At 47.2% G+C, this 20,896-nt stretch carries 13 protein-coding genes; 11 read left to right on the forward strand and 2 right to left on the reverse strand.

Annotation, left to right across the window (positions count from 1 at the left end):
• Positions 1–9 precede the first annotated feature (9 nt).
• From HMPREF9009_RS03470 to HMPREF9009_RS03505, 8 genes are all read left to right on the forward strand, one after another.
• Positions 10–1,824, forward strand: coding sequence for a heparinase II/III domain-containing protein (locus tag HMPREF9009_RS03470; RefSeq protein WP_049701444.1), 1,815 nt, complete (start codon positions 10–12; stop codon positions 1,822–1,824).
• Positions 1,825–1,848: 24 nt separating this feature from the next.
• Positions 1,849–3,780 carry a heparinase II/III domain-containing protein gene (locus tag HMPREF9009_RS03475; RefSeq protein WP_049701445.1) on the forward strand — a complete coding sequence of 644 codons (1,932 nt, stop codon included), beginning with the start codon at positions 1,849–1,851 and terminating at the stop codon, positions 3,778–3,780.
• Between the two features lie 14 nt (positions 3,781–3,794).
• Complete coding sequence (locus tag HMPREF9009_RS03480; protein ID WP_049702234.1) at positions 3,795–4,973, forward strand: glycoside hydrolase family 88 protein; 1,179 nt, start codon at positions 3,795–3,797, stop codon at positions 4,971–4,973.
• 15 nt (positions 4,974–4,988) lie between these two features.
• The gene (locus HMPREF9009_RS03485) at positions 4,989–5,462 is read left to right on the forward strand and encodes a hypothetical protein (RefSeq protein ID WP_049701446.1); all 474 of its coding nucleotides are present in this window, start codon (positions 4,989–4,991) and stop codon (positions 5,460–5,462) included.
• Positions 5,463–5,491: 29 nt separating this feature from the next.
• Positions 5,492–7,531 (forward strand): fimbrillin family protein, encoded by a 2,040-nt coding sequence (locus HMPREF9009_RS03490; RefSeq protein ID WP_049702235.1) that lies wholly within the window; start codon positions 5,492–5,494, stop codon positions 7,529–7,531.
• Positions 7,532–8,339: 808 nt separating this feature from the next.
• Positions 8,340–8,534: a helix-turn-helix domain-containing protein gene (locus tag HMPREF9009_RS03495; protein ID WP_004316118.1), complete on the forward strand. Its 195-nt coding sequence runs from the start codon at positions 8,340–8,342 to the stop codon at positions 8,532–8,534.
• A gap of 11 nt (positions 8,535–8,545) precedes the next feature.
• Positions 8,546–8,869, forward strand: a complete 324-nt coding sequence (locus tag HMPREF9009_RS03500) for a HipA N-terminal domain-containing protein (protein WP_004308471.1) — start codon at positions 8,546–8,548, stop codon at positions 8,867–8,869.
• Positions 8,870–8,871: 2 nt separating this feature from the next.
• A complete protein-coding gene (locus tag HMPREF9009_RS03505; protein WP_049701447.1) occupies positions 8,872–9,882 on the forward strand; it encodes a type II toxin-antitoxin system HipA family toxin in 1,011 nt (336 codons plus the stop codon).
• An 87-nt stretch (positions 9,883–9,969) separates the two neighbouring features.
• On the opposite strand, the gene HMPREF9009_RS03510 is transcribed toward HMPREF9009_RS03505, so the two are convergent.
• Positions 9,970–10,881: a helix-turn-helix domain-containing protein gene (locus HMPREF9009_RS03510; protein WP_004313768.1), complete on the reverse strand. Its 912-nt coding sequence runs from the start codon at positions 10,879–10,881 to the stop codon at positions 9,970–9,972.
• 223 nt (positions 10,882–11,104) lie between these two features.
• Here HMPREF9009_RS03510 and HMPREF9009_RS03515 point away from each other — a divergent pair, with 223 nt between their 5' ends.
• From HMPREF9009_RS03515 to HMPREF9009_RS03525, 3 genes are read left to right on the forward strand one after another with little or no spacing between them, the layout of a single operon-like run.
• Complete coding sequence (locus HMPREF9009_RS03515; RefSeq protein ID WP_008023669.1) at positions 11,105–12,211, forward strand: efflux RND transporter periplasmic adaptor subunit; 1,107 nt, start codon at positions 11,105–11,107, stop codon at positions 12,209–12,211.
• Between the two features lie 14 nt (positions 12,212–12,225).
• Entirely contained in the window at positions 12,226–15,405 is a 3,180-nt protein-coding gene (locus tag HMPREF9009_RS03520) for an efflux RND transporter permease subunit (RefSeq protein WP_049701448.1), read from the forward strand.
• A 12-nt stretch (positions 15,406–15,417) separates the two neighbouring features.
• Positions 15,418–16,782, forward strand: coding sequence for a TolC family protein (locus HMPREF9009_RS03525; RefSeq protein WP_049702236.1), 1,365 nt, complete (start codon positions 15,418–15,420; stop codon positions 16,780–16,782).
• Positions 16,783–16,929: 147 nt separating this feature from the next.
• Here HMPREF9009_RS03525 and HMPREF9009_RS03530 read toward each other — a convergent pair whose 3' ends face one another.
• Positions 16,930–20,874 carry a hybrid sensor histidine kinase/response regulator transcription factor gene (locus tag HMPREF9009_RS03530; protein ID WP_049701449.1) on the reverse strand — a complete coding sequence of 1,315 codons (3,945 nt, stop codon included), beginning with the start codon at positions 20,872–20,874 and terminating at the stop codon, positions 16,930–16,932.
• Positions 20,875–20,896 lie beyond the last annotated feature (22 nt).

The raw sequence follows: 20,896 nt of genomic DNA on the forward strand, positions 1-20,896 counted from the left end.
TGAATAAGGATGAAGAAAATACTTTTACTATTACTCATTTTTGTATCCGGTTGCACGGGTGTAGTTGCGCAACAGTTTGATTATGGCAAGATAGCGCCTCATCCCCGGTTGTTATTGCCGGCGGGAGGAGAAGAAGCCATCAGGAAAGCCATTGCGGAGTATCCCCCGTTGGCCACTGTTCACCAGCGGATCATGGAACTTTGCGACCGGACACTTACGGAACCACCTGTGGAACGTATCAAGGAGGGCAAACGCCTGCTGGCGATTTCGCGCATCGCATTGAAGCGTATCTATTACCTCTCATACGCTTACCGTATGACGGGAGATAAGAAATATGCTCACCGTGCGGAACAGGAGATGCTGGCCGTCAGTCGTTTCACCGACTGGAACCCCACTCATTTCCTGGATGTGGGTGAGATGGTAATGGCATTGGCTATCGGTTATGACTGGCTGTACGATTCTTTGCAGCCCGACACCCGCCGGGTAGTGCGCGAAGCAATCATCGCGAAAGGCTTCGACGCGGCAAAGAACACCCGTCATGCCTGGTTCTATACAGCTAAGAACAACTGGAATTCCGTATGTAATAGTGGATTGGCGTATGGCGCGCTGGCTCTTTTTGAAGAGATTCCGGAAGTATCGAAAGGCATCATAGAGAAATGCATGGAGACAAATCCGAAAGCGATGGTAGGTTATGGCCCCGACGGAGGTTATCCTGAAGGGTTCGGATATTGGGGGTACGGGACAAGTTTTCAGGTAATGCTCATTGCTGCGCTCGAAAGTGCTTTCGGCACAGACAATGGGCTCTCCCAAGCCCCCGGCTTCATGGAGTCTGCCCGTTTCATGCAGTATATGACGGCTCCGGGTGGAGACTGTTTCTGTTTCTCGGATTCTCCGGTAGAGGCGGAGTGCAACATGATGATGTTTTGGTTTGCAGGCAAAGCGAAAGACCTTTCCCTGTTGTGGATCGAACGTCAGTATCTCGACCGGCCGGATATGCCGTTTGCCGAAGACCGTTTACTGCCTAGCCTGATGGTGTTCTGTTCGCAGCTCGATTTGAAGAATACCGGCAAGCCGAAGAAAAACTTCTGGTTCAGTCGCGGAGATACGCCTGTGTTTATCTACCGTGGCGGATGGGACAGCAAGAAAGATACCTATCTGGGAGTGAAAGGCGGTTCGCCTTCTACCTCTCATGCGCACATGGATGCCGGTTCGTTTATCTTCGAGAGAGACGGGGTGCGTTGGGCGATGGACTTGGGTATGCAGAGTTACATCACGCTTGAAAGTAAGGGAGTAGACCTGTGGAATATGTCGCAGAACGGACAACGCTGGGAAGTATTCCGACTAAGCAATATCGCTCACAACACCCTGACGATTAACGGCGAACGCCATTTGGTAAAGAGTAATGCTCCGATCACCCGTACTTTCGAGTCGAAGAAACAGAAGGGGGCGGAAGTAGACCTGTCGAGTGTGTTTGCCAACAGCGTAAAGAAAGCCGTCCGCACCGTGATATTGGATAAGAAAGACCATCTGGAAGTAACCGACCGGTTGGAGACGGGGGACAAGGAAGCTGCCGTATCCTGGATCATGGTCACTCCGGCGGAAGCCAAAATTACAGGCAAGAACCGGATGGAATTAACCAAAGACGGACAACGGATGCTATTGACGGTAGATGCCGATACGGAAGTAGAAATGAAAACCTGGTCGAACGTGCCCCCGCATGAATATGATTTCCGCAATCCGGGAACCATCCGCGTGGGCTTTGAGACGGTGATTCCTGCCAATCGTGCCTCGCAACTGAAAGTACGACTTATTCCTTTGAAGTAGTAATACAAATAAATTCATTGAACCATGAAAACGATTCTTTTTAAAACAATCATCATAGCTTTCTTTGTAGGAACAGCCGTTAGTTGTTCCGATGAAGATGAGAACAGATTCCGTCCGGGATCTACCCATGAGAAACCGACTCCCACGGAGCCGGAGGGCGGACTGGATTATTCCAAACTGACTGCGGACAATCATCCCCGTCTGTTGATGAACGCCGAGGCCTTCACTGCGTTGAAAGCCAAAGTGGATGCCAATTCGAGTGCCAATCTGACCTTGCTCCATAATACCATTATGGGAGTGTGCAACAGCAAAGGGATGAATGCCACGGCACTGACTTATAAATTGGATGCCAGCAACAAACGTATTCTCGATGTATCCCGCGATGCGTTACTGCGTATTTTCACCTGCGCTTATGCCTACCGGATGACCGGCGATGCCAAATACCTGACTAAAGCGGAGACGGATATGAACGCTGTCTGCAACTTTCCCGACTGGAACTCGAAACGTCACTTTCTCGATGTAGGCGAAATGGCTACGGCTGTTGCGTTCGGCTACGACTGGCTCTACAACGAACTAAGTGCAGCCACCCGTACGAAAGCGGCCAACGCACTGTTGAAGTTTGCCTTCCAACAGGCGCAGAACAAGAACTGGAACCTCAACTTCTACGAAGCCACCAACAACTGGAACCAGGTTTGTAATGGCGGACTGGTCTGTGCGGCACTGGCTTCTTATGAAAACAATCCTTCCGAAGCAAAGGACATGATTGAAAAAGCATTGGAATCCAACAAACCTGCATTGGAAGTGATGTACTCTCCCGACGGCAACTATCCGGAGGGCAGCGGTTACTGGTGTTACGGCACGCTCTATCAGGTATTGATGCTTGCCGCCCTCAACAGTACGCTCGGCACGGATAACGGGCTTTCCGATACACCGGGATTCTCCAAGACGGCAGAGTATATGCTGTATATGACAGGCTTGAACAGCAAGTTCTTTAATTATTCCGACTGTGCTCCCTCTTCTACTGCGGCATTGGCTTCGTGGTGGTTTGCCGATAAATACAGTAATCCATCCTTATTATATAATGAGCTGAAAATGCTGAAGAACGGCGAATACGCTTCCTGTGCCGAAAACCGCCTGTTGCCGATGATTATGGCGTTTGCCAATAATCTGAATCTGGACGCAATCTCCGCTCCTTCCAATAAACTATGGAGTGGAAAAGGGGAAACGCCCGTAGTGATGGTACATACCGACTGGACGTACACCGATACGGATAAATACCTCGGAATCAAAGGTGGAAAGGCAGGTTCGAGCCACGGACACATGGATGCCGGTTCGTTTGTGTACGACGCATATGGAGTGCGCTGGTCGATGGATTTCGGTCTGCAAAGTTATACAACGCTCGAGTCGAAATTGTCAGCTTTGGGTGGTAATCTTTGGGATATGGGACAGAACTCGATGCGTTGGGATGTATTCCGCCTGAATAACTTGAATCATAGCACGATTTCAATCAACGACGCCCGTCACCGGGTAAATGGGGCGGCTACGCTGACTACTACCATCAATACCGCTACGGAGCTGGGAGCCACTTTCGATCTGACTGAAGTAGTGTCCGATCAGGCGGCGTCCGCTACCCGTACCGTGAAAATCGTGAACGATAAAGATTTAGTGGTTATGGATGAGATCAAGGCAAGAACGGATAAATCCGCCAAAGTGCGCTGGTGTATGGTGACGCCTGCCATTCCGACGGTGGAAAGTAACCGCATCGTACTAACGAACGGAAGCAAAGTGATGTATCTCACAGCCAGCGGAAGCGTGAAGCCTACCTACAAAACATGGAGTACCACCAGTGAGAACTCTTATGACCAGGCTAATCCGGGCACCTATATGGTCGGCTTTGAAGCAACGGTCACCGCCAATCAGACCGCCACATTTACCACAACCCTGTCCCCTAAATAAAAAGAATGGAACGTATGAGAATCCTATTAATATCTATACTCGGACTTTTGACATTGGCCTCCTGCACGAAGCAGGAGCCGATGGAGGCATTGATTGACCGTGTATTTACCGTTGCAGAGCAACAATACACGACTATGGACACCCGCTTGACAGAAAAGACACTTCCCCGCACGCTCTCTGCCGACGGTGAGTTTGTTCCCTCGAATATCTATTGGTGGTGCAGCGGCTTCTATCCCGGTTCCCTCTGGTATATCTACGAATATACCCGGAAGGACGCAGTGAAAACACTGGCCGAGAAGAACACGCTGAAACTCGACTCTATACAATACGTGACCAGGGACCACGATGTTGGTTTCCAGTTGAATTGCAGTTACGGGAATGCTTTCCGGCTGACAGGTAATGAGGCTTATAAACAAGTGCTCTATCAGGGAGCCAAATCCTTGTCAACCCGCTTCAATCCTGCTGTCGGTGTGATTCGTAGCTGGGACTTTGTGCGCAAAGGCTGCGACTGGAAGTTTCCGGTGATTATTGACAATATGATGAACCTTGAACTGCTGTTGTCCATGTCGAAAGCCTACGCCGACGATTCTTTGCAGAACATTGCCTGTACGCATGCCAATACCACTATCCAGCATCACTTCCGGGATGATTATTCCACGTATCATCTGGTGGATTATGACCCTGAAACGGGGGCAGTGCGCGGCAAGCAAACGGTGCAGGGCTTCTCGGACGATTCCTCCTGGAGTCGCGGACAGGCATGGGCCTTGTATAGCTATACGATGATGTTCCGCCTGACGGGATATCAGAATTATCTGTTGCAAGCCGGGCATATCGCCGATATGCTGCTCCGCCGTTTGCCTGCCGACGGTATTCCTTACTGGGATTTCGACGCTCCGGTAGAAGCACAGACCTATCGGGATGCTTCCGCTGCGGCTATCATGGCCTCCGCCTTTATCGAGCTAAGCCGTTATATCCCCGGCACGGAAGCCAAGGAATCTTATCTTGCCATGGCAGAAAAGCAACTCCGTACGCTTGCCTCGAAAGAGTATCTGGCAGAACCGGGTACGAACGAATGTTTCATCTTGAAGCACAGCGTGGGTGCACTTCCTGATAAAAGCGAAGTGGATGTCCCCCTGACGTATGCCGATTATTACTTTTTAGAAGCATTGCTGCGGTATAAGAATCTACAATAATAAAACTAATACAATATGATTATGAAGAACTTACATATAAATATGGCATTTATCTTCGTTCTACTGCTGATAACTGCCTCCTGTTCGGACAAGGATGATTCGGCTCCGCGTGTCATTCCCACCATGAACCTGACAGTTTCGGAGATTGCGGACAATACGGCTCTGATTACTTCCGAGCAGCAAACAGGAACTACGTTCGGAGCGAAAGTCATTGAATTCTATCCGGTGGCGGACATCGGCTTTGATTATAACATTGAAGTGAAGCTGGTGAAATTCGTAGAAGAGAACGGAGAACCCGTATCTCTGCCCTATACGCGTAAAATCACCGAAGGATTGCGTCCGGGAGTGAATTACATCAGTGCGATTATCGCCTATAATGCCGAAGGGCGTGCCGTGTGTTCTGCTTTCCAGACCTGGAAAGCATCAGGAACGGAAGGAGCATGGAGTGACGACGGTTCTGCCGGTGATCTGGAAGAGAATGAATGGTAAAAATGGTGTAACTCAAAAGAATGAATGGTATGAAAAATAGATTATTTGCAATAGGTGCAATGATTCTCATGATGACAAGTTGCATGCAGGACGAACTTATTTCGTCCGATAAGGGCAAAGAACCGGCAACGGCAGGTTCATGTCTGACATTGGTTGGGCTCTCGTCTCCGCAGACGCGTGTTTCTATCGGTGACAAAACAGGGGATGTTTATCCGGTGCTCTGGAGCGAAGGGGATGCCTTGGGCGTGTTCTCCCGTACGGCAGGTACTGACATCAATAATGTGCAGTCTTTATTAAGTGATGAGTCGATCGGACAAAACTCCGGTGTCTTTACTTCGGACGACGTGAAGATGGCGGAAGAAGGAGCTACGGAACTTCTTATTTACTATCCTTACCGGGCAAGTACGGAACTGGCTGAAAATGATAACAAGATAACTTCTACCCTGTCCGTTGAGCAGGAACAAAGCCGTCCCGGCGATAGCCATCATATTGGAAAGTATGGTTTTGCGTTTGCCAAGGCTACGGTAAGCGGTCCGGATATGCTTGCTAAATTTACGTTGAATCATGCGATGGCGTATGTGAAGTTCAGTATCTCGTCACAGGAGCTTTCTACGTACAAGCTCAAGAGTGTTTCTTTATATGACAAGGAGACAAAAACTCCTCTTTCCGGTGTGTTTACAGCTGATTTGGATACGGACGAACTGACCTACGGTACGGATGTGAAACCGTATGCCACTGTTTCACTGACTACTCCCGAACTGCTCGCTTCCGCACAGGATATATACCTGACTACATATCCTGCCGATTTAAGCGGCAAAGAAGTGTACATTGTCATCACTCTGGAGAATGACCGACAGACTGTTACAATTCCTATTCTCAAAGAAGGAAAGCAACTGAAAGCCAATGCTGTTAATACGATTGCTGTCAACAACTTGAAACTTTCGGATAACTCCTGCGAATGGTATGAGCCGGTAGAGACACGTTTATTGGCAGGAGGATGGGCTTATGGCGAGTCCAACTGTCTGTTGACGAATATTTCGACCAGTGGCGTGAGCAATACGATGAGCGTGAAAGCACGTGGTAACTTTATGGAAGTGGAAGAACCCAAGTATGCCAAGACTATTCTGGGTTGCGATTTGAACGTTAATCATAAGATGATTGCCGTGAATGGCTCTACTACGGACATCTCCCCGATTGGCAGTGATTACAATATTACGATCAATGCCTATAAAGTAAGCGGAGGCTATGACGGCGGTTGCGGTCAGGTGGCTATCTATGGAGCGGATCAGACTACCGTCATCTGGAGTTTTATTATCTGGATGACCCCTACTCCGGCAGAACATCCTTATGGTAATACGGGATATGTAGTGTTGGATCGTAATCTGGGTACTTATATGACGTGTGAAGGAGACAACTGGAAGCAAAACGGTGTTTACTTCCAATGGGGACGTCCTACGCCGGTCGGCTGGTCGGGAACCGTAGGTACTAATATACCTACCGAAGCCACCAACGTCCGCTTCTCTATAGAAAATCCCCGTGCGTTGCTTTATACCAATAATGTGGATAATACAAAATCCGACTGGTATCTGGGTGCATGGACCGGTGCACGTACCGATCGTAAAGATGACTTCTGGGGTAATCCGAACGAATCGAGCACTTATCTCAATCCTTCTGACGGTCATAAATCTATTTATGATCCTTGTCCGAAAGGCTACCGGGTTGTATCTCCCCGAGTATTGGATGAGATAGAGCAGAAAGGAGAATTTGTGAAACAGAGCGCAACTGCGGTATTTAAATATTGCTATGACGGTACGAATTACGCTTATTGGCCGTTGGCAGGTTGTAAGTGGGGTTCTAACGGCGGTAATAGTGGTAACAATACAGGATTGGATACCGCTAAGGGAGCCGCTTGTTATTGGTCTAACTCATCGGCAAGCAGTTATGGAAATGACAAGGATCAGGGAGCTACTTCTCTGTATTATAAAGTCTCCGATAAGACCTGGACACATTCCTCCGGTCGTTCCCATGCATTCTCCGTGCGTTGTATGAAAGATACCGAGAATCGTTGATTCTCTTCATGGATTCTCTTCATTGAGAATATGAAATAGAATTCCCCGTTATATGAAAGTTTCTGCCTGTCTCCGGATACAAGGTACTTTCATATAACGGGGAATCTGTTCTGTTTTTAAGAACTTCACAGAAAAAGGAAAGAAAGAAAAGGGCCAAATAGAAAATAAACTGCATGAACAATTGCAAGAATATGCATTATCTCTCTTTATCTTGTATTTATTTCCTTGAAATATGCACGATATGGTGTAACTAAACCATCCGTTTGCCGTAATCAAACCTTCCGTTTGGTTTAAACAAACCTTCCGTTTGCTATAATCAAACCATCGGTTTCTTTTAAAGGAAGCTGAATTGGGTTTTTGAAGAGGATATATTGAGCTACTTTGTCTTTTTCTACTGCCTATTTATAAATAGCAATCTGATATATCCTTTGTGATATGATAGCTATTTATGCTTTTGATTAACTGCTTTTATTGCAACTTGTTTGCTAATAATGCCTATTTTGTGTTATTTGCGAAATCTGTAACTCTAAATGGAGGGCGTTTTTCATGAAGTGCAAGGAAGGGCTCGAAATATAAAGAGCAGGATAGGTAAAATATACAATTCTTCATGTTGGCACTTCTTTCAGCAATCAATGTCTTTCCTTTATAAGCATGTATCTCTTTTAAATCACCATATATGGTGAAAAGCATGATAGTATGCTTTAATACTATGCTATTTATGTGCAAATTCACTGTATATGGTGAATTTACTTGTTTTTATACTAAAAAGATTCTATCTTTGTGAGAAAGTTTCTATATATGGTGAATTATGGATTTAATAGAGATAGGAAAACATATTCGCGAAAGGCGTAAGGAGTTGGGGTTGGATCAGTCTACGTTGGCCACTCTTGCAGGAATAGGGATTAACGCTTTGGTCCGCTTGGAACGTGGAAGTGGTAATCCCCGCTTCGATGTTCTTTTTAATGTCCTGAAAACTTTAGGACTTAGTATTCATATTCAATAATAGACACACATATGAGTCGATCTGCCAAAGTCTATATAAAAGGTATTTATGCCGGTCTGTTAACAGAAATAGATCGTGAACACTATTCATTCTGTTATGATACGGACTATTATAATAATCCACAACTCCCAGCTGTCTCACTGACCATGCCCAAGACACAGCAGGAATATACCTCTTCCTATCTTTTCCCTGTCTTTTTTAATATGACATCTGAAGGGGATAATCGGATTATTCAAGCTAGAAACCTGCATATTGATGAAGAGGATGATTTTGGTATTCTTCTGGCTACTGCCCATACAGATACAATCGGAGCAATAACAATTAAAAAAATGTGATAATGGAAACTGATATTCATATTTGTCCCTCACTTTTACGGGAGACTGGTGGAGAAAGCGGATATTCACCCAAAGCCTTGAAGCAGCTTTCTGATGGGAAAAATATATCTTGTGAATTACCTTACAGGCATTTTGACGATAATGTCGGTATTGATCTCTTCAATAACAATAGCAAACGCATATCCGTTTCTGGAGTCCAGATTAAGTATTCTTTAGTTGCCGATGACGGGATATTGCGATTGACCAAAGAGGGAGAACAGGGCGAATTCATATTAAAGCCTGTTCCCAATAATCTCCGTAACAAGGAGTTTTGTCCTGCCAACGAACATTTGACAATGCAGATAGCTGCGCAAGTATATGGGATTCCGACAGCTCCTAATGGATTATGCTTTTTTCAGGACGGAACCCCTGCTTATTTTGTACGACGTTTTGATTTGTCGGAGAAAGGAAAGTTACAAAAGGAGGATTTTGCTTCTTTAGCCGGGCTTACCAGGAAAAATGGAGGTTCCGATTATAAATATGACAATCTGGCCTATGAAGAGTTTGCAAGAATTATAGATAAATACAGCTCTGTCCCCCAAGTGGATAAATTGCGTTTTTTTGAACTTATCTTGTTCAACTTTGTCTATTCTAACGGCGATGCCCATTTAAAGAACTTTTCTTTATTGGAAGAGAAGAAAGGAAGATTCCGCCTATCTCCTGCTTACGATTTATTGAATACTCATCTCCATATAAACGATGGTATCTTTGCCATGAGCAAAGGTTTGTTTGTTAATCCTGAACCGGATTATTTCGGTGGTGCATCAGCGGTTACTGGGAAGACTTTTTATCACTTTGGCTTAAAAATAGGTCTACCCGAGCGTTTGGTAAACTCTTGTCTCGAAAAATATAGTAAGATATATGAATTGACTGATCAACTGATTGAACATTCTTTTCTCTCTAAAGAATTGAAAAAGCAATATAGACTTATGTATAAGTCAAGAGTCGGGAGCTATCTTAGTGTTATTGAGTAATAATGTGCACATTATTACTCTTTTTTTATATTAAGATGAACAAGATCCCCAAAAAGATTTGTCTAACATAAGAATCTGTTCTTTTTGTCATTCTTCTTTTCTGTTCCGATAATTGGCCGGTGATGTTCCCAAATGCGCTTTTACGTATTTCCCGAAAAAGGACTGATTGGGGAAGTTGAACTCTTCCGCAATTTCCTTGATAGACTTTTCCGAACGTTTTAATCGGTATTTGATATGCTCCACGGTAGTTTCGTTAATCAAATCCAACGGAGTTCTGCCACATGCCTGTTTGATGACTTTCGAGAAATGCTTCGGAGTGTAGCAAAGCTCGTTGGCAAAATAACTCACCGAACGGTGCATACCCTTGTCCTTCGATAACAGTTCCATGAACTTCCGCAAAATATAATTCACCTGTTTGATGCCTTCTTTCGAACCTTCCATGTTGCCGGAAGCTTCGATTTCCTTATGAAGCTGCCCCATCATTTCGCAAAAGATAGCGGAGAAGAGATGTTGTATCACTTCTTTGTGGTAACAATGAGGCTCATCGTTTATTTTCGCTATAATTAAATCCCGGTAGAATCCGAAGACTGTTTGATCCTCCCCGTTGTCAACCGACTTCACCGGATTGTTGTGGATATGAATGGCAGTATTCCACGTTTCCTTTTCCATTTTAATAATACGTTGCAGGAAACGGGTAGAGAATCCGGCAAGCCTGACCTTATATTTAGGACTTAGCATTGTATGGCTGATAATCGTGTTGGGTAGACCGAGCAGCAGCTCGCCCGCCTGCAACTTATAGGTCCGGTAGTTGACGTCTAACTGGATGCACCCTTCTATACAAACCGCGATGAGAAAACAATTCAGTTTGATTGTATCATTACTATAAGGAGTCCCCTCCAGACTGTTGACTATCGCAAAGTCATCATCGATATAATCAAGGACGTGCTGACTGTCCTTAAAATCCTCTATATCCACCGTAATAATGTTCTCTTTTTCCATGTTCTTTCCTTTTTTACTTTTTGCAAAGTTGGTGAATAATCGGGAAAACAGAATGTCCCATACTTCTTCAGATTTGTTTGATATGTCGTTTATTGCCAAATAGTTAGCTATAATAAACGTAAATGGCGAAAATAGGACATTTATGGAGGGAAATTGGTCACTCTTGCCTTGTTCTTTTCTCCTACTTTTGTCCAGGATTTAACAAAAGACCAAAAGAGAAAGTATGATTACAGTAAGCAAAAAATGGATACGGCTGATAGGGATTGTCGGTTGTACAGTGTGGATGGCATCTTGCAAGCAAGCATCGGATGCGGGAGTGAAATCTTCTTCTTATGCAGTAATGCAGATAGAAGCGGTGGATAAGGAATTTTCTTCTTCCTATTCGGCGAGCATACGTGGGCGGCAGGATATTGATATCTATCCGCAGGTGTCGGGAACGATTGAGAAACTCTGTGTGACCGAAGGACAAAAAGTGCGCCGCGGGCAATCGCTTTTCATTATCGACCAGGTGCCTTACAAGGCCGCACTCAAAACCGCCATTGCCAATGTGGAAGCAGCACGTGCCGCGCTGGGTACTGCCGAACTGACCTACAAGAGCAACAAAGAACTGTATGCGCAGAAAGTAGTTTCGGAATTCAGCCTGAAAACGGCCGAGAATTCTTATCTCACCGCCAAAGCTCAACTGTCGCAGGCCGAAGCACAAGAGATCAGTGCCCGCAACAATCTCTCTTATACCGAGGTGAAAAGTCCCAGTGACGGAGTCGTAGGTGCGTTGCCTTATCGTGCAGGCGCATTGGTAAGTGCCAATATGCCCTATCCGCTTACTACGGTCAGCGACAACTCGGATATGTATGTCTATTTCTCCATGACCGAGAATCAGTTGCTTGCCCTCACCCGCCAGTATGGCGACATGGACGAAGCGTTGAAGAACATGCCAGAAGTGGAATTACGCCTGAATGATAATTCGGTTTATAATAAGAAAGGTGTCATCGAATCCATCAGCGGCGTCATCGACCGGCAAACGGGTACTGTGGTGGCGCGCGTGGTGTTTCCCAACGAATCGCGGTTGCTTCATAGCGGAGCATCGGGCACGGTGGTAGTGCCGAGCATTTATAAAGACTGTATCGCCATTCCGCAGACGGCCACCGTGCGGATGCAGGATAAGACGATTGTATATAAGGTAGTGGACGGAAAGGCTGTATCTACCCTGATAACAGTGGCCGCAAACAATGACGGACGCGAATATGTGGTGCTGGACGGACTGAAAGCAGGTGATGAAATTGTATCGGAAGGCGCCGGACTGGTGCGCGAAGGCATGCAAGTTAAATAAGAAGGAGACTGATTATGAAAGGAAATATATTTATAAAACGGCCGGTGATGGCTATCTCCATCTCCGTACTGATTTTGGCCATAGGGCTTATTTCGCTCTTCACGCTGCCGGTGGAGCAATATCCTGACATTGCGCCTCCAACGGTATACGTAACTGCCAGTTATACGGGTGCCGATGCCGAGGCAGTGATGAACAGTGTCATCATGCCACTGGAGGAGAGTATCAACGGTGTGGAAGATATGATGTACATCAGTTCCAGTGCTTCCAATGCAGGTTTGGCTATTATACAGGTTTATTTCAAGCAGGGCACGGACCCCGATATGGCGGCAGTCAACGTGCAGAACCGTGTGGCGAAAGCACAGGGATTGCTTCCGGCTGAAGTAACGAAAGTCGGCGTCAGCACGATGAAGCGGCAGACCAGCTTCTTGCAGATTGGTGCTTTGGTCTGCACGGACGGTCGATACGACCAGACGTTCCTGGCCAATTATCTGGACATCAATGTCATTCCGCAGATTAAACGTATCGAAGGAGTGGGAGACGTGATGGAGCTGGGCGATACATACAGTATGCGTATCTGGCTGAAACCGGAACGGATGGCACAATACGGACTGGTTCCGTCGGACATAACCGCCGTGTTGGGTGAGCAGAACATTGAAGCTCCTACCGGTTCACTGGGCGAGAGCTCGAAGAATGTTTTCCAGTTTACGATGAAATATCGCGGACGCCTCAAAAGCGTAGAAGAATTCCGGAACACGGTTGTCCGTTCGCGGGAAGACGGTTCGATACTTCGCCTGCAAGATGTGGCAGAGGTGGAACTGGGTACGATGACGTATAGCTTCCGCAGTGAGATGGACAGTCAGCCTGCCGTTCTTTATATGATATTCCAGACAGCCGGTTCCAATGCTACCGCTGTCAACAAAGAAATCACTACGCAGATAGAGCGGATGGAGAAGAATCTGCCGGAAGGAACGGAGTTCGTCACGATGATGAGTTCCAATGACTTCCTTTTCGCTTCCATACACAATGTGGTGGAGACGCTGATTATTGCCATCATTCTGGTCATCCTCGTGGTCTATTTCTTCTTGCAGGATCTGAAGAGTACGCTGATTCCCTCCATCTCTATCATTGTGTCGTTGGTGGGTACGTTTGCCTGTCTGGTGGCTGCGGGTTTCAGTCTGAACATCCTGACACTGTTTGCGCTGGTGCTTGCCATCGGTACGGTGGTGGATGATGCCATTGTGGTGGTGGAAGCCGTGCAATCCAAGTTCGATGCCGGATATAAGTCTGCCTATCTTGCCACGAAAGACGCAATGGGCGACGTGACGATGGCTATTGTCTCCTGTACCTGTGTATTTATGGCTGTGTTTATTCCTGTAACCTTCATGGGAGGTACTTCGGGCGTGTTCTATACACAATTCGGTATCACGATGGCAACTGCCGTAGGTATTTCGATGATTTCGGCTTTGACGCTCTGTCCCGCTTTGTGCGCCATCATGATGCGTCCGTCGGACGGAACCAAGAGTGCCAAGAGTATCAACGGACGGGTACGTGCAGCTTACAATGCTTCGTTCAATGCCGTATTGGGTAAATATAAAAGAGGTGTGATGTTCTTCATCCGCCATCGCTGGATGGTGTGGACTTCACTGACTGTTGCCGTTGCCTTGCTGGTTTACCTGATGAGTACCACTAAAACGGGACTTGTGCCGCAGGAAGACCAAGGTGTCATTATGGTGAATGTCAGCATTTCACCGGGAAGTACGCTCGAAGAAACCACGAAAGTGATGGACCGCTTGGAAAATATCCTGAAAGATACACCCGAAATAGAACACTACGCCCGCGTAGCAGGATACGGACTGATATCCGGTCAGGGAACTTCGTACGGTACGATTATTATCCGTCTGAAAGACTGGAGCGAACGAAAGGGTAAGGAGCATAGCTCGGATGCTGTGGTGTCTCGCCTCAACGGACAATTCCAGTCTATAAAGGAAGCACAGGTATTCAGCTTCCAGCCTGCCATGATTCCGGGTTACGGTATGGGTAACTCCCTCGAACTGAACCTTCAGGACATGACGGGTGGAGAACTGGCTACGTTCTATGAAGCGGCTATACAGTTCCTCGGTGCTTTGAACGAGCGTCCGGAGGTAGCGATGGCGTATACATCGTATGCTATCAACTTCCCGCAGATATCGGTGGAAGTGGACGCTGCCAAATGTAAGCGTGCAGGAATTTCGCCGAGTGCAGTGCTCGATGCGGTGGGCAGTTATTGCGGTGGCGCGTATATCTCCAACTATAATCAGTATGGTAAAGTATATCGTGTGATGATGCAGGCTTCGCCTGAATACCGCCTCGACGAGCAGGCACTGAATAATATGTTTGTACGCAATGGTACGCAGATGGCTCCGGTGAGCCAGTTCGTGACGCTGAAGCAAGTGCTGGGACCGGAAACGGCCAACCGTTTCAATCTTTACAGCACCATCACCGCCAATGTGAATCCTGCCGACGGTTACTCCTCCGGCGAGGTGCAGAAAGTGATTGAAGAAGTGGCTGCACAGTCTTTGCCGGCAGGCTACGGATATGAATATGGTGGTATGGCACGCGAAGAAGCAAGTAGCGGTGGTGCGCAGACGGTTTTCATTTACGCCATCTGTATCTTCCTTATCTATCTGATTCTGGCCTGTCTTTATGAGAGTTTCCTCATACCGTTTGCCGTTATCTTCTCCGTGCCGTTCGGACTGATGGGGTCGTTCCTTTTCGCCAAAATACTCGGGTTGGAGAATAATATCTATCTGCAGACGGGTGTGATTATGTTGATCGGTTTGCTGGCTAAGACGGCCATTCTGATTACGGAGTACGCCATAGAACGTCGCCGCAAGGGAATGGGCATCGTAGAGTCTGCCTACTCTGCCGCACAAGTCCGCTTGCGTCCTATCCTGATGACGGTGTTGACAATGATCTTCGGTATGCTTCCGCTGATGTTTTCCTCCGGTGCAGGTGCCAATGGCAACAGTTCGTTGGGTACGGGTGTTGTGGGCGGTATGGCTGTCGGGACACTGGCATTGCTCTTTGTCGTTCCGGTTTTCTACATCATCTTTGAGTTTTTGCAGGAGAAAATCCGTAAACCGATGGAAGAGGAACCAGATGTGCAGGTGCTTTTAGAGAAAGAAAAGAGTGAAGTTGAACGCGAACGTAAATAAATGAAAGAAAGAATGAAGAAGAATATCATCACATTAGTTGCTATCAGTCTGTCGTTGAGCGGTTGTGGCATCTATACCAAATACGAACCCGCCACTGTCGTGCCCGACGATCTTTACGGCGGGGAAGTGGTGACCGAAGACACTGCCGGTCTGGGTAATATGGACTGGCGGGAACTCTTCACCGACCCTTATCTGCAATCCCTCATTGAAGTGGGATTGCAGACCAATACCGATTATCAGTCTGCCCAGCTCCGTGTGGAAGAAGCACAGGCCGTACTGATGTCCGCCAAACTTGCTTTTCTGCCCGCTTTTGCTCTTGCTCCGCAGGGAATAGTGAGCAGTTTCGATACGCAGAAGGCTACGCAGACTTATTCGTTGCCCGTTACTGCCAGTTGGGAGTTGGACGTTTTCGGGCGTATGCGCAACTCCAAGAAACAGGCGAAAGCGCTTTATGCTCAAAGCGAGGATTACCGTCAGGCAGTCCGTACGCAGTTGATAGCAGGTATCGCCAATACCTATTACACCCTGTTGATGCTGGACGAACAACTCGACATCTCCCGTCAGACGGAAGAGGCATGGAAAGAAACCGTTGCGTCTACCCGTGCATTGATGAATGCGGGACTGGCAAACGAATCGGCTGTGTCGCAGATGGAGGCGGCCTATTATCAGGTGCAGGGTTCGATCCTCGATTTGCAGCAGCAGATCAGTCAGGTGGAGAATAGTCTTGCCTTATTATTGGCGGAGACGCCACGCAACTATGAACGTGGGATGCTGGCAAAGCAGCAGTTTCCTGCTGACTTCTCGATAGGGATTCCTGTCCGGATGCTTTCTTCCCGTCCGGATGTCCGCTCGGCAGAGCGGACGCTGGAAGCGGCGTTCTATGGCACCAATGCGGCACGTTCGGCTTTCTATCCTTCCATCACTTTAGGCGGAAGCGCCGGATGGACAAACTCCGCCGGGGCGATGATTATCAATCCGGGCAAGTTTCTCGCGTCGGCGGTAGGTTCGCTTACGCAGCCGCTCTTTAACAGAGGACAGGTGGTGGCACAATACCGCATTGCCCGTGCGCAACAGGAAGAAGCGGCGCTCGGTTTTCAGCAAACGTTGCTCAATGCCGGTAGTGAGGTGAATGATGCGTTGATTGCCTATCAAACCAGTCAGGGAAAAAGAATCTTGTTGGATAAACAGATCACTTCCCTGCAAACGGCTTTGCGAAGCACTACTCTGTTGATGGAGCATGGTAATACAACCTATCTGGAAGTGCTTACCTCCCGGCAGTCGTTGCTTAGTGCGCAACTCTCGCAGACGGCCAATCATTTTACTGAAATACAAAGTTTAATTAACCTATACCGTGCTTTAGGAGGAGGTCAGGAATAAACTGTATCATACTCTCTGTTTTCTAATTTAATGAAAGAAGGGCTGCCGGAGAAGTGATTCTGTGGCAGCCCGTTTGTTAATCGGTCAATATGCGGCGAATTGGCTTGCAGCCGGAAACTTCAGCCAGCATAAAGAATAATGATGGTATTATTTATCAGCCAGACCTTTCTTTTTTCTTTCTTTATATTGACTGGGTGTTTCCCCGGTATATTGCTTGAAAGCCGTACTGAAATAACTCGGAGTGGTAAACCCTGTTTTCTCTGCAATTTCAGAGAAGGGCATATCCGTGCCGGATATCAATGTAATAGCTTTTTCTATACGGAGCTTACTGATATACTCGTTCGCTCCCATGCCTGTAAGTGCTTTCAGTTTGTTATAAAGCGAAGAACGGCCCAATCCTACTTCCTGGCAGATAAACTGGATGCCCAGGTTGGTATTATCTATATTTTCCTGGATGATACTATTCAGTTTAATCAGGAATGTTTCGTCTGTCAGGCTGATTGTACTTTCTTCCGGTGTGGGGATTAATCCTGCATTCAGATACCTTTTCTTGGTATATTCCCGGTTTTTCAACCGGTTGCGGATAAGTTCCATTAGCATTTCCACTTCGAAAGGTTTGCTTAAATATCCGTCCGCTCCATTCTTGTAACCGCTTATTTGGCTTTGCCTGTCATCTCTGGCAGTTAGCAGAATGACTGGGATGTGGCTGATATTGATATCCTCTTTAATCGTTTTACAAAGTTTATACCCGTTCATCCGGGGCATCATTACGTCACTGACTATAATATCAGGGACATGGCTTCTGACCAGTTGAAGGGCTTCCACCCCGTCTCCGGCGATAATTATCCGTTTGAAGTATCCTTCGAACGTTCTTTTCAGAAAGTCTGTCATATCCGGATTGTCATCCACTACGAGAATAGTGTATGGAGTGGTGTCGAATACCTCTTTCGCGGACGGCTGCCCGCTGTTATCATCCATCATCAATTCGTTCAGATAAGCCTTTGGCTCGCAGGTGACTTCTTCCGGTTCCTGCCTCAACGGCAACTCAAAGAAAAAGCTGGCTCCGGTTTCTTCATTATCCTGTGCGCCGATAGAGCCGCCGTGCAGTTCCACCAGAATCTTGGAGTAAGACAAGCCGATTCCTGTTCCGCTCTGTTCTCCCGTTCCTTGGTAGAAGCGGGTAAAGAGCTTGTGCGTATCCACTTGCTTCAGTCCGCATCCTTGGTCGATGACGGAGATACGCACCCGGTTTTCTTCAGGTAGCAGTTCCGAAGCAATCGTTATTTCCGTGTCCTGCGGACTGTGTTTCAAGGCATTGATAAGCAGGTTACTTAGGATAATCTCGCATTTGTCCTTATCGAAACTGACTTTCTCTATCCGTGGGTCGAGCTGATAGCGGATATGCACATTCTTTGCTTCCCCCTCACTGATAAAATCCTGCGAAACGTGTTCAATCCATTGATTGAGCGGATGAGGCTGAATTTGCAGTTTACTCTCCCCTACTTCCATTTTCCGCACGTCGAGCACCATATTAATCAAGTTCTTCATCCGTTGTGCCTGCCGGTAGATGGCTTTTAACGGCAGATATTGGCTGTCTCCGGAAGAGAGCGACTTCAAAATCTGATTGAGTGGCGCATGAATAAGCGTCAGCGGAGTCCGTAACTCGTGGCTGATATTGATAAGAAAGCGTACCTTTTCCTCGTACATCTGTTTCTCATGCTCTTTCATCGCCCATTTCAGTTTTTCCTGATTACGTTTCAATGTTCTGCGGAAAGTTTCGATGATTATGGTGGCAATGAGAATGGCACAACCGAGAATGAACCACCACGTGCGATACCACGGCGGGAGTACGGTTAGTTCCAGTATTTTCTGGTTGGGAATCCAACTGCCGTCTTTCACTGTGCATGAAGCCATAATTTTGTAATTGCCCGGTGGTAACGACCGGATTACCAATTCCGGCTGGTACGATTCGATATACTGGTCGTTCAATCCCTCTATCCGGTAGCGATAGACTTTCTTGCGGAAGATATCCTCTTCTTTCGACATGATTCGGATAGTGATATTGCTGTTCCACGGGACAGAGATTGCTGCCGGACGACTATATAGCTTGTTCTGTGCAGACTCACCGTTGACAATTATATCCAGCAGTTGTAGTTCCGGCATCTCCGATGTATTCAGCAGAAGTTGGCCGTCAATGCGCAGCATACCCTTTACGCCGCCGATATAGACATCCCCCTCATTGTTTACCAACCGGGCGTTGGGCAGATATTCGTTTTGGATAGCTCCGTTCGATTCTCCGAAAAGTACGAACTTCTGCTCCCGGATAAGCCAGGCAAAAAGCAGGTTATCTGCACCTATCCATACTTTGCCCCTTTGGTCGCATTGCACCATGTTGACTTCTGTAAACAAGTTGGTAGGGATGTGCGTCTGTTTTTGGGAAACGGGGTTGTAGTGGATAAGGCCGAAATTGCTTCCTATCCAGAAATCGCCGTGCTCGTCGTGTGATGCCGAATTGATTACGGTATCCTGATAACAAGCGAAGGTTGTTTTCAGCAAGGAATCCCCATCGTGCAGTTCGTAGATATGTTTGAAGTCGTTGATGTAAGTCCGGTTGTTCTCGTGCTTGAAGGGGACGAGCGTACCGACAATACTTTTCCCTTCTTCTCCGGTGACTTTGTCGAATTTCTTTTCTTTCAGGTGATACTGGTAGACATGGTCGCCCAGTAATAACACGGTGTTGGGGGTGTTCTGATATAAGTTGACCGATTTACCCCGGTTGCAAAGTTGTGTCGTAGTTTCTTTGTCGACAATGGTAAAAGGCTGTTTCTCCCCGGTTGCGGGGTTGAATATGAATACTCCTTTGGAGAAAAGGGAAATCAGTAGTTTTCCGGGAGTGAATCCGCTGATAAACGCTATTTTATCGTTCCAGGTAGAAAGATAATGGGTGAATTTCTCGGTACGCGGGTTAAAGAGGTTGATACCGCCGCCGTCCGTACCAATCCAGATACTGTCGGTCGATTGGCGGTAAAGGCTTCGCACGGTGCTGTTGCTTAGTCCGCGGTCGTTGCCGGGGACTACGTCGGTGTAGGTTTTCATGAACACTTCCCGGATGCTGATCAATCCGTTGCAGGTGCTTCCTGCCCATATATTGTTATTGTGGTCGTTGTGCAGGCAGAGAATGGAGTTGGCGGGGAGAGAGTAGTTTTCACGTCCCGGGATATATTCCAGTTGGGAGATTTCCCCGGTTTCGGGGGTGAGGATATTGATTCCGCCGCCATCCGTTCCTATCCACAGTTGCCCTTCCCTTTCAGCGAGGCTTAGGACGATGTCGTTGCTGAGGGCGGAGTTGCGGGTGGAGTACGAAGCCAGTAGTTTGCCGTCGTATGAATAGCAACGAAGTCCGCCGCTGTAAGGGGCAATCCATATTCTTTTCCGGCTGTCGGTCATCATGGTGGTAATTTCCGGCCCGCAGTCGAAAGGGGGGCGTCTGTGCTCTCCGGTATGCAGGTCTACGAGGTATATGCCTGTCCAACGACTGCAACAAAGCAACGTCTTTGAATCCCACATACTGAGAGCGTTGATTTTAAAAGAGTTGGCGTTGAAATATTGCAGAAGCCGGAGAGAAGAATCGTTATAACTATATTTGTAAATCCTGTCCTTGCCGCCAAAGAGGATTCCGTCCGGGACAAGGCAGAAGGAATAGGCGGTGATATTCTTCCCGTCCTCGTCCGTGGGGAACGTGAAGTCGTTGCTCTGCTGTTGGTAACGGGCAATACCTTTTTCAGTCAGTACCCAGATGTTGTGTTGCTTGTCTTCGGCAATCTGATAAATCAGGTTGTGGAGAAGCGAGTTCGGGTCGTTTGCCTGGTGTTTGTATCTTTTCAGTTCGTGCCCGTCGAACTTTCCCAGTCCCGATTTGGTACCTATCCATACGAAACCCTGCTCATCCCGGAGAATACAGCGCACGTTGGAAGGCAGCCCTTCTTTCAGAGAGATTTGTTTAAAGTAATAGTGTTCTGCCCGGAGAGGGAGAACACCGACTAACTGTATGATAAAGAAAAGGCTTGACAGAACAGCGTATTTGGTTTTCATGTAAAGCAGGTTTGTTTATGAG

It is taken from the genome of Bacteroides sp. 3_1_13 (genome assembly GCF_001185845.1).
Lineage (GTDB): Bacteria > Bacteroidota > Bacteroidia > Bacteroidales > Bacteroidaceae > Bacteroides > Bacteroides xylanisolvens.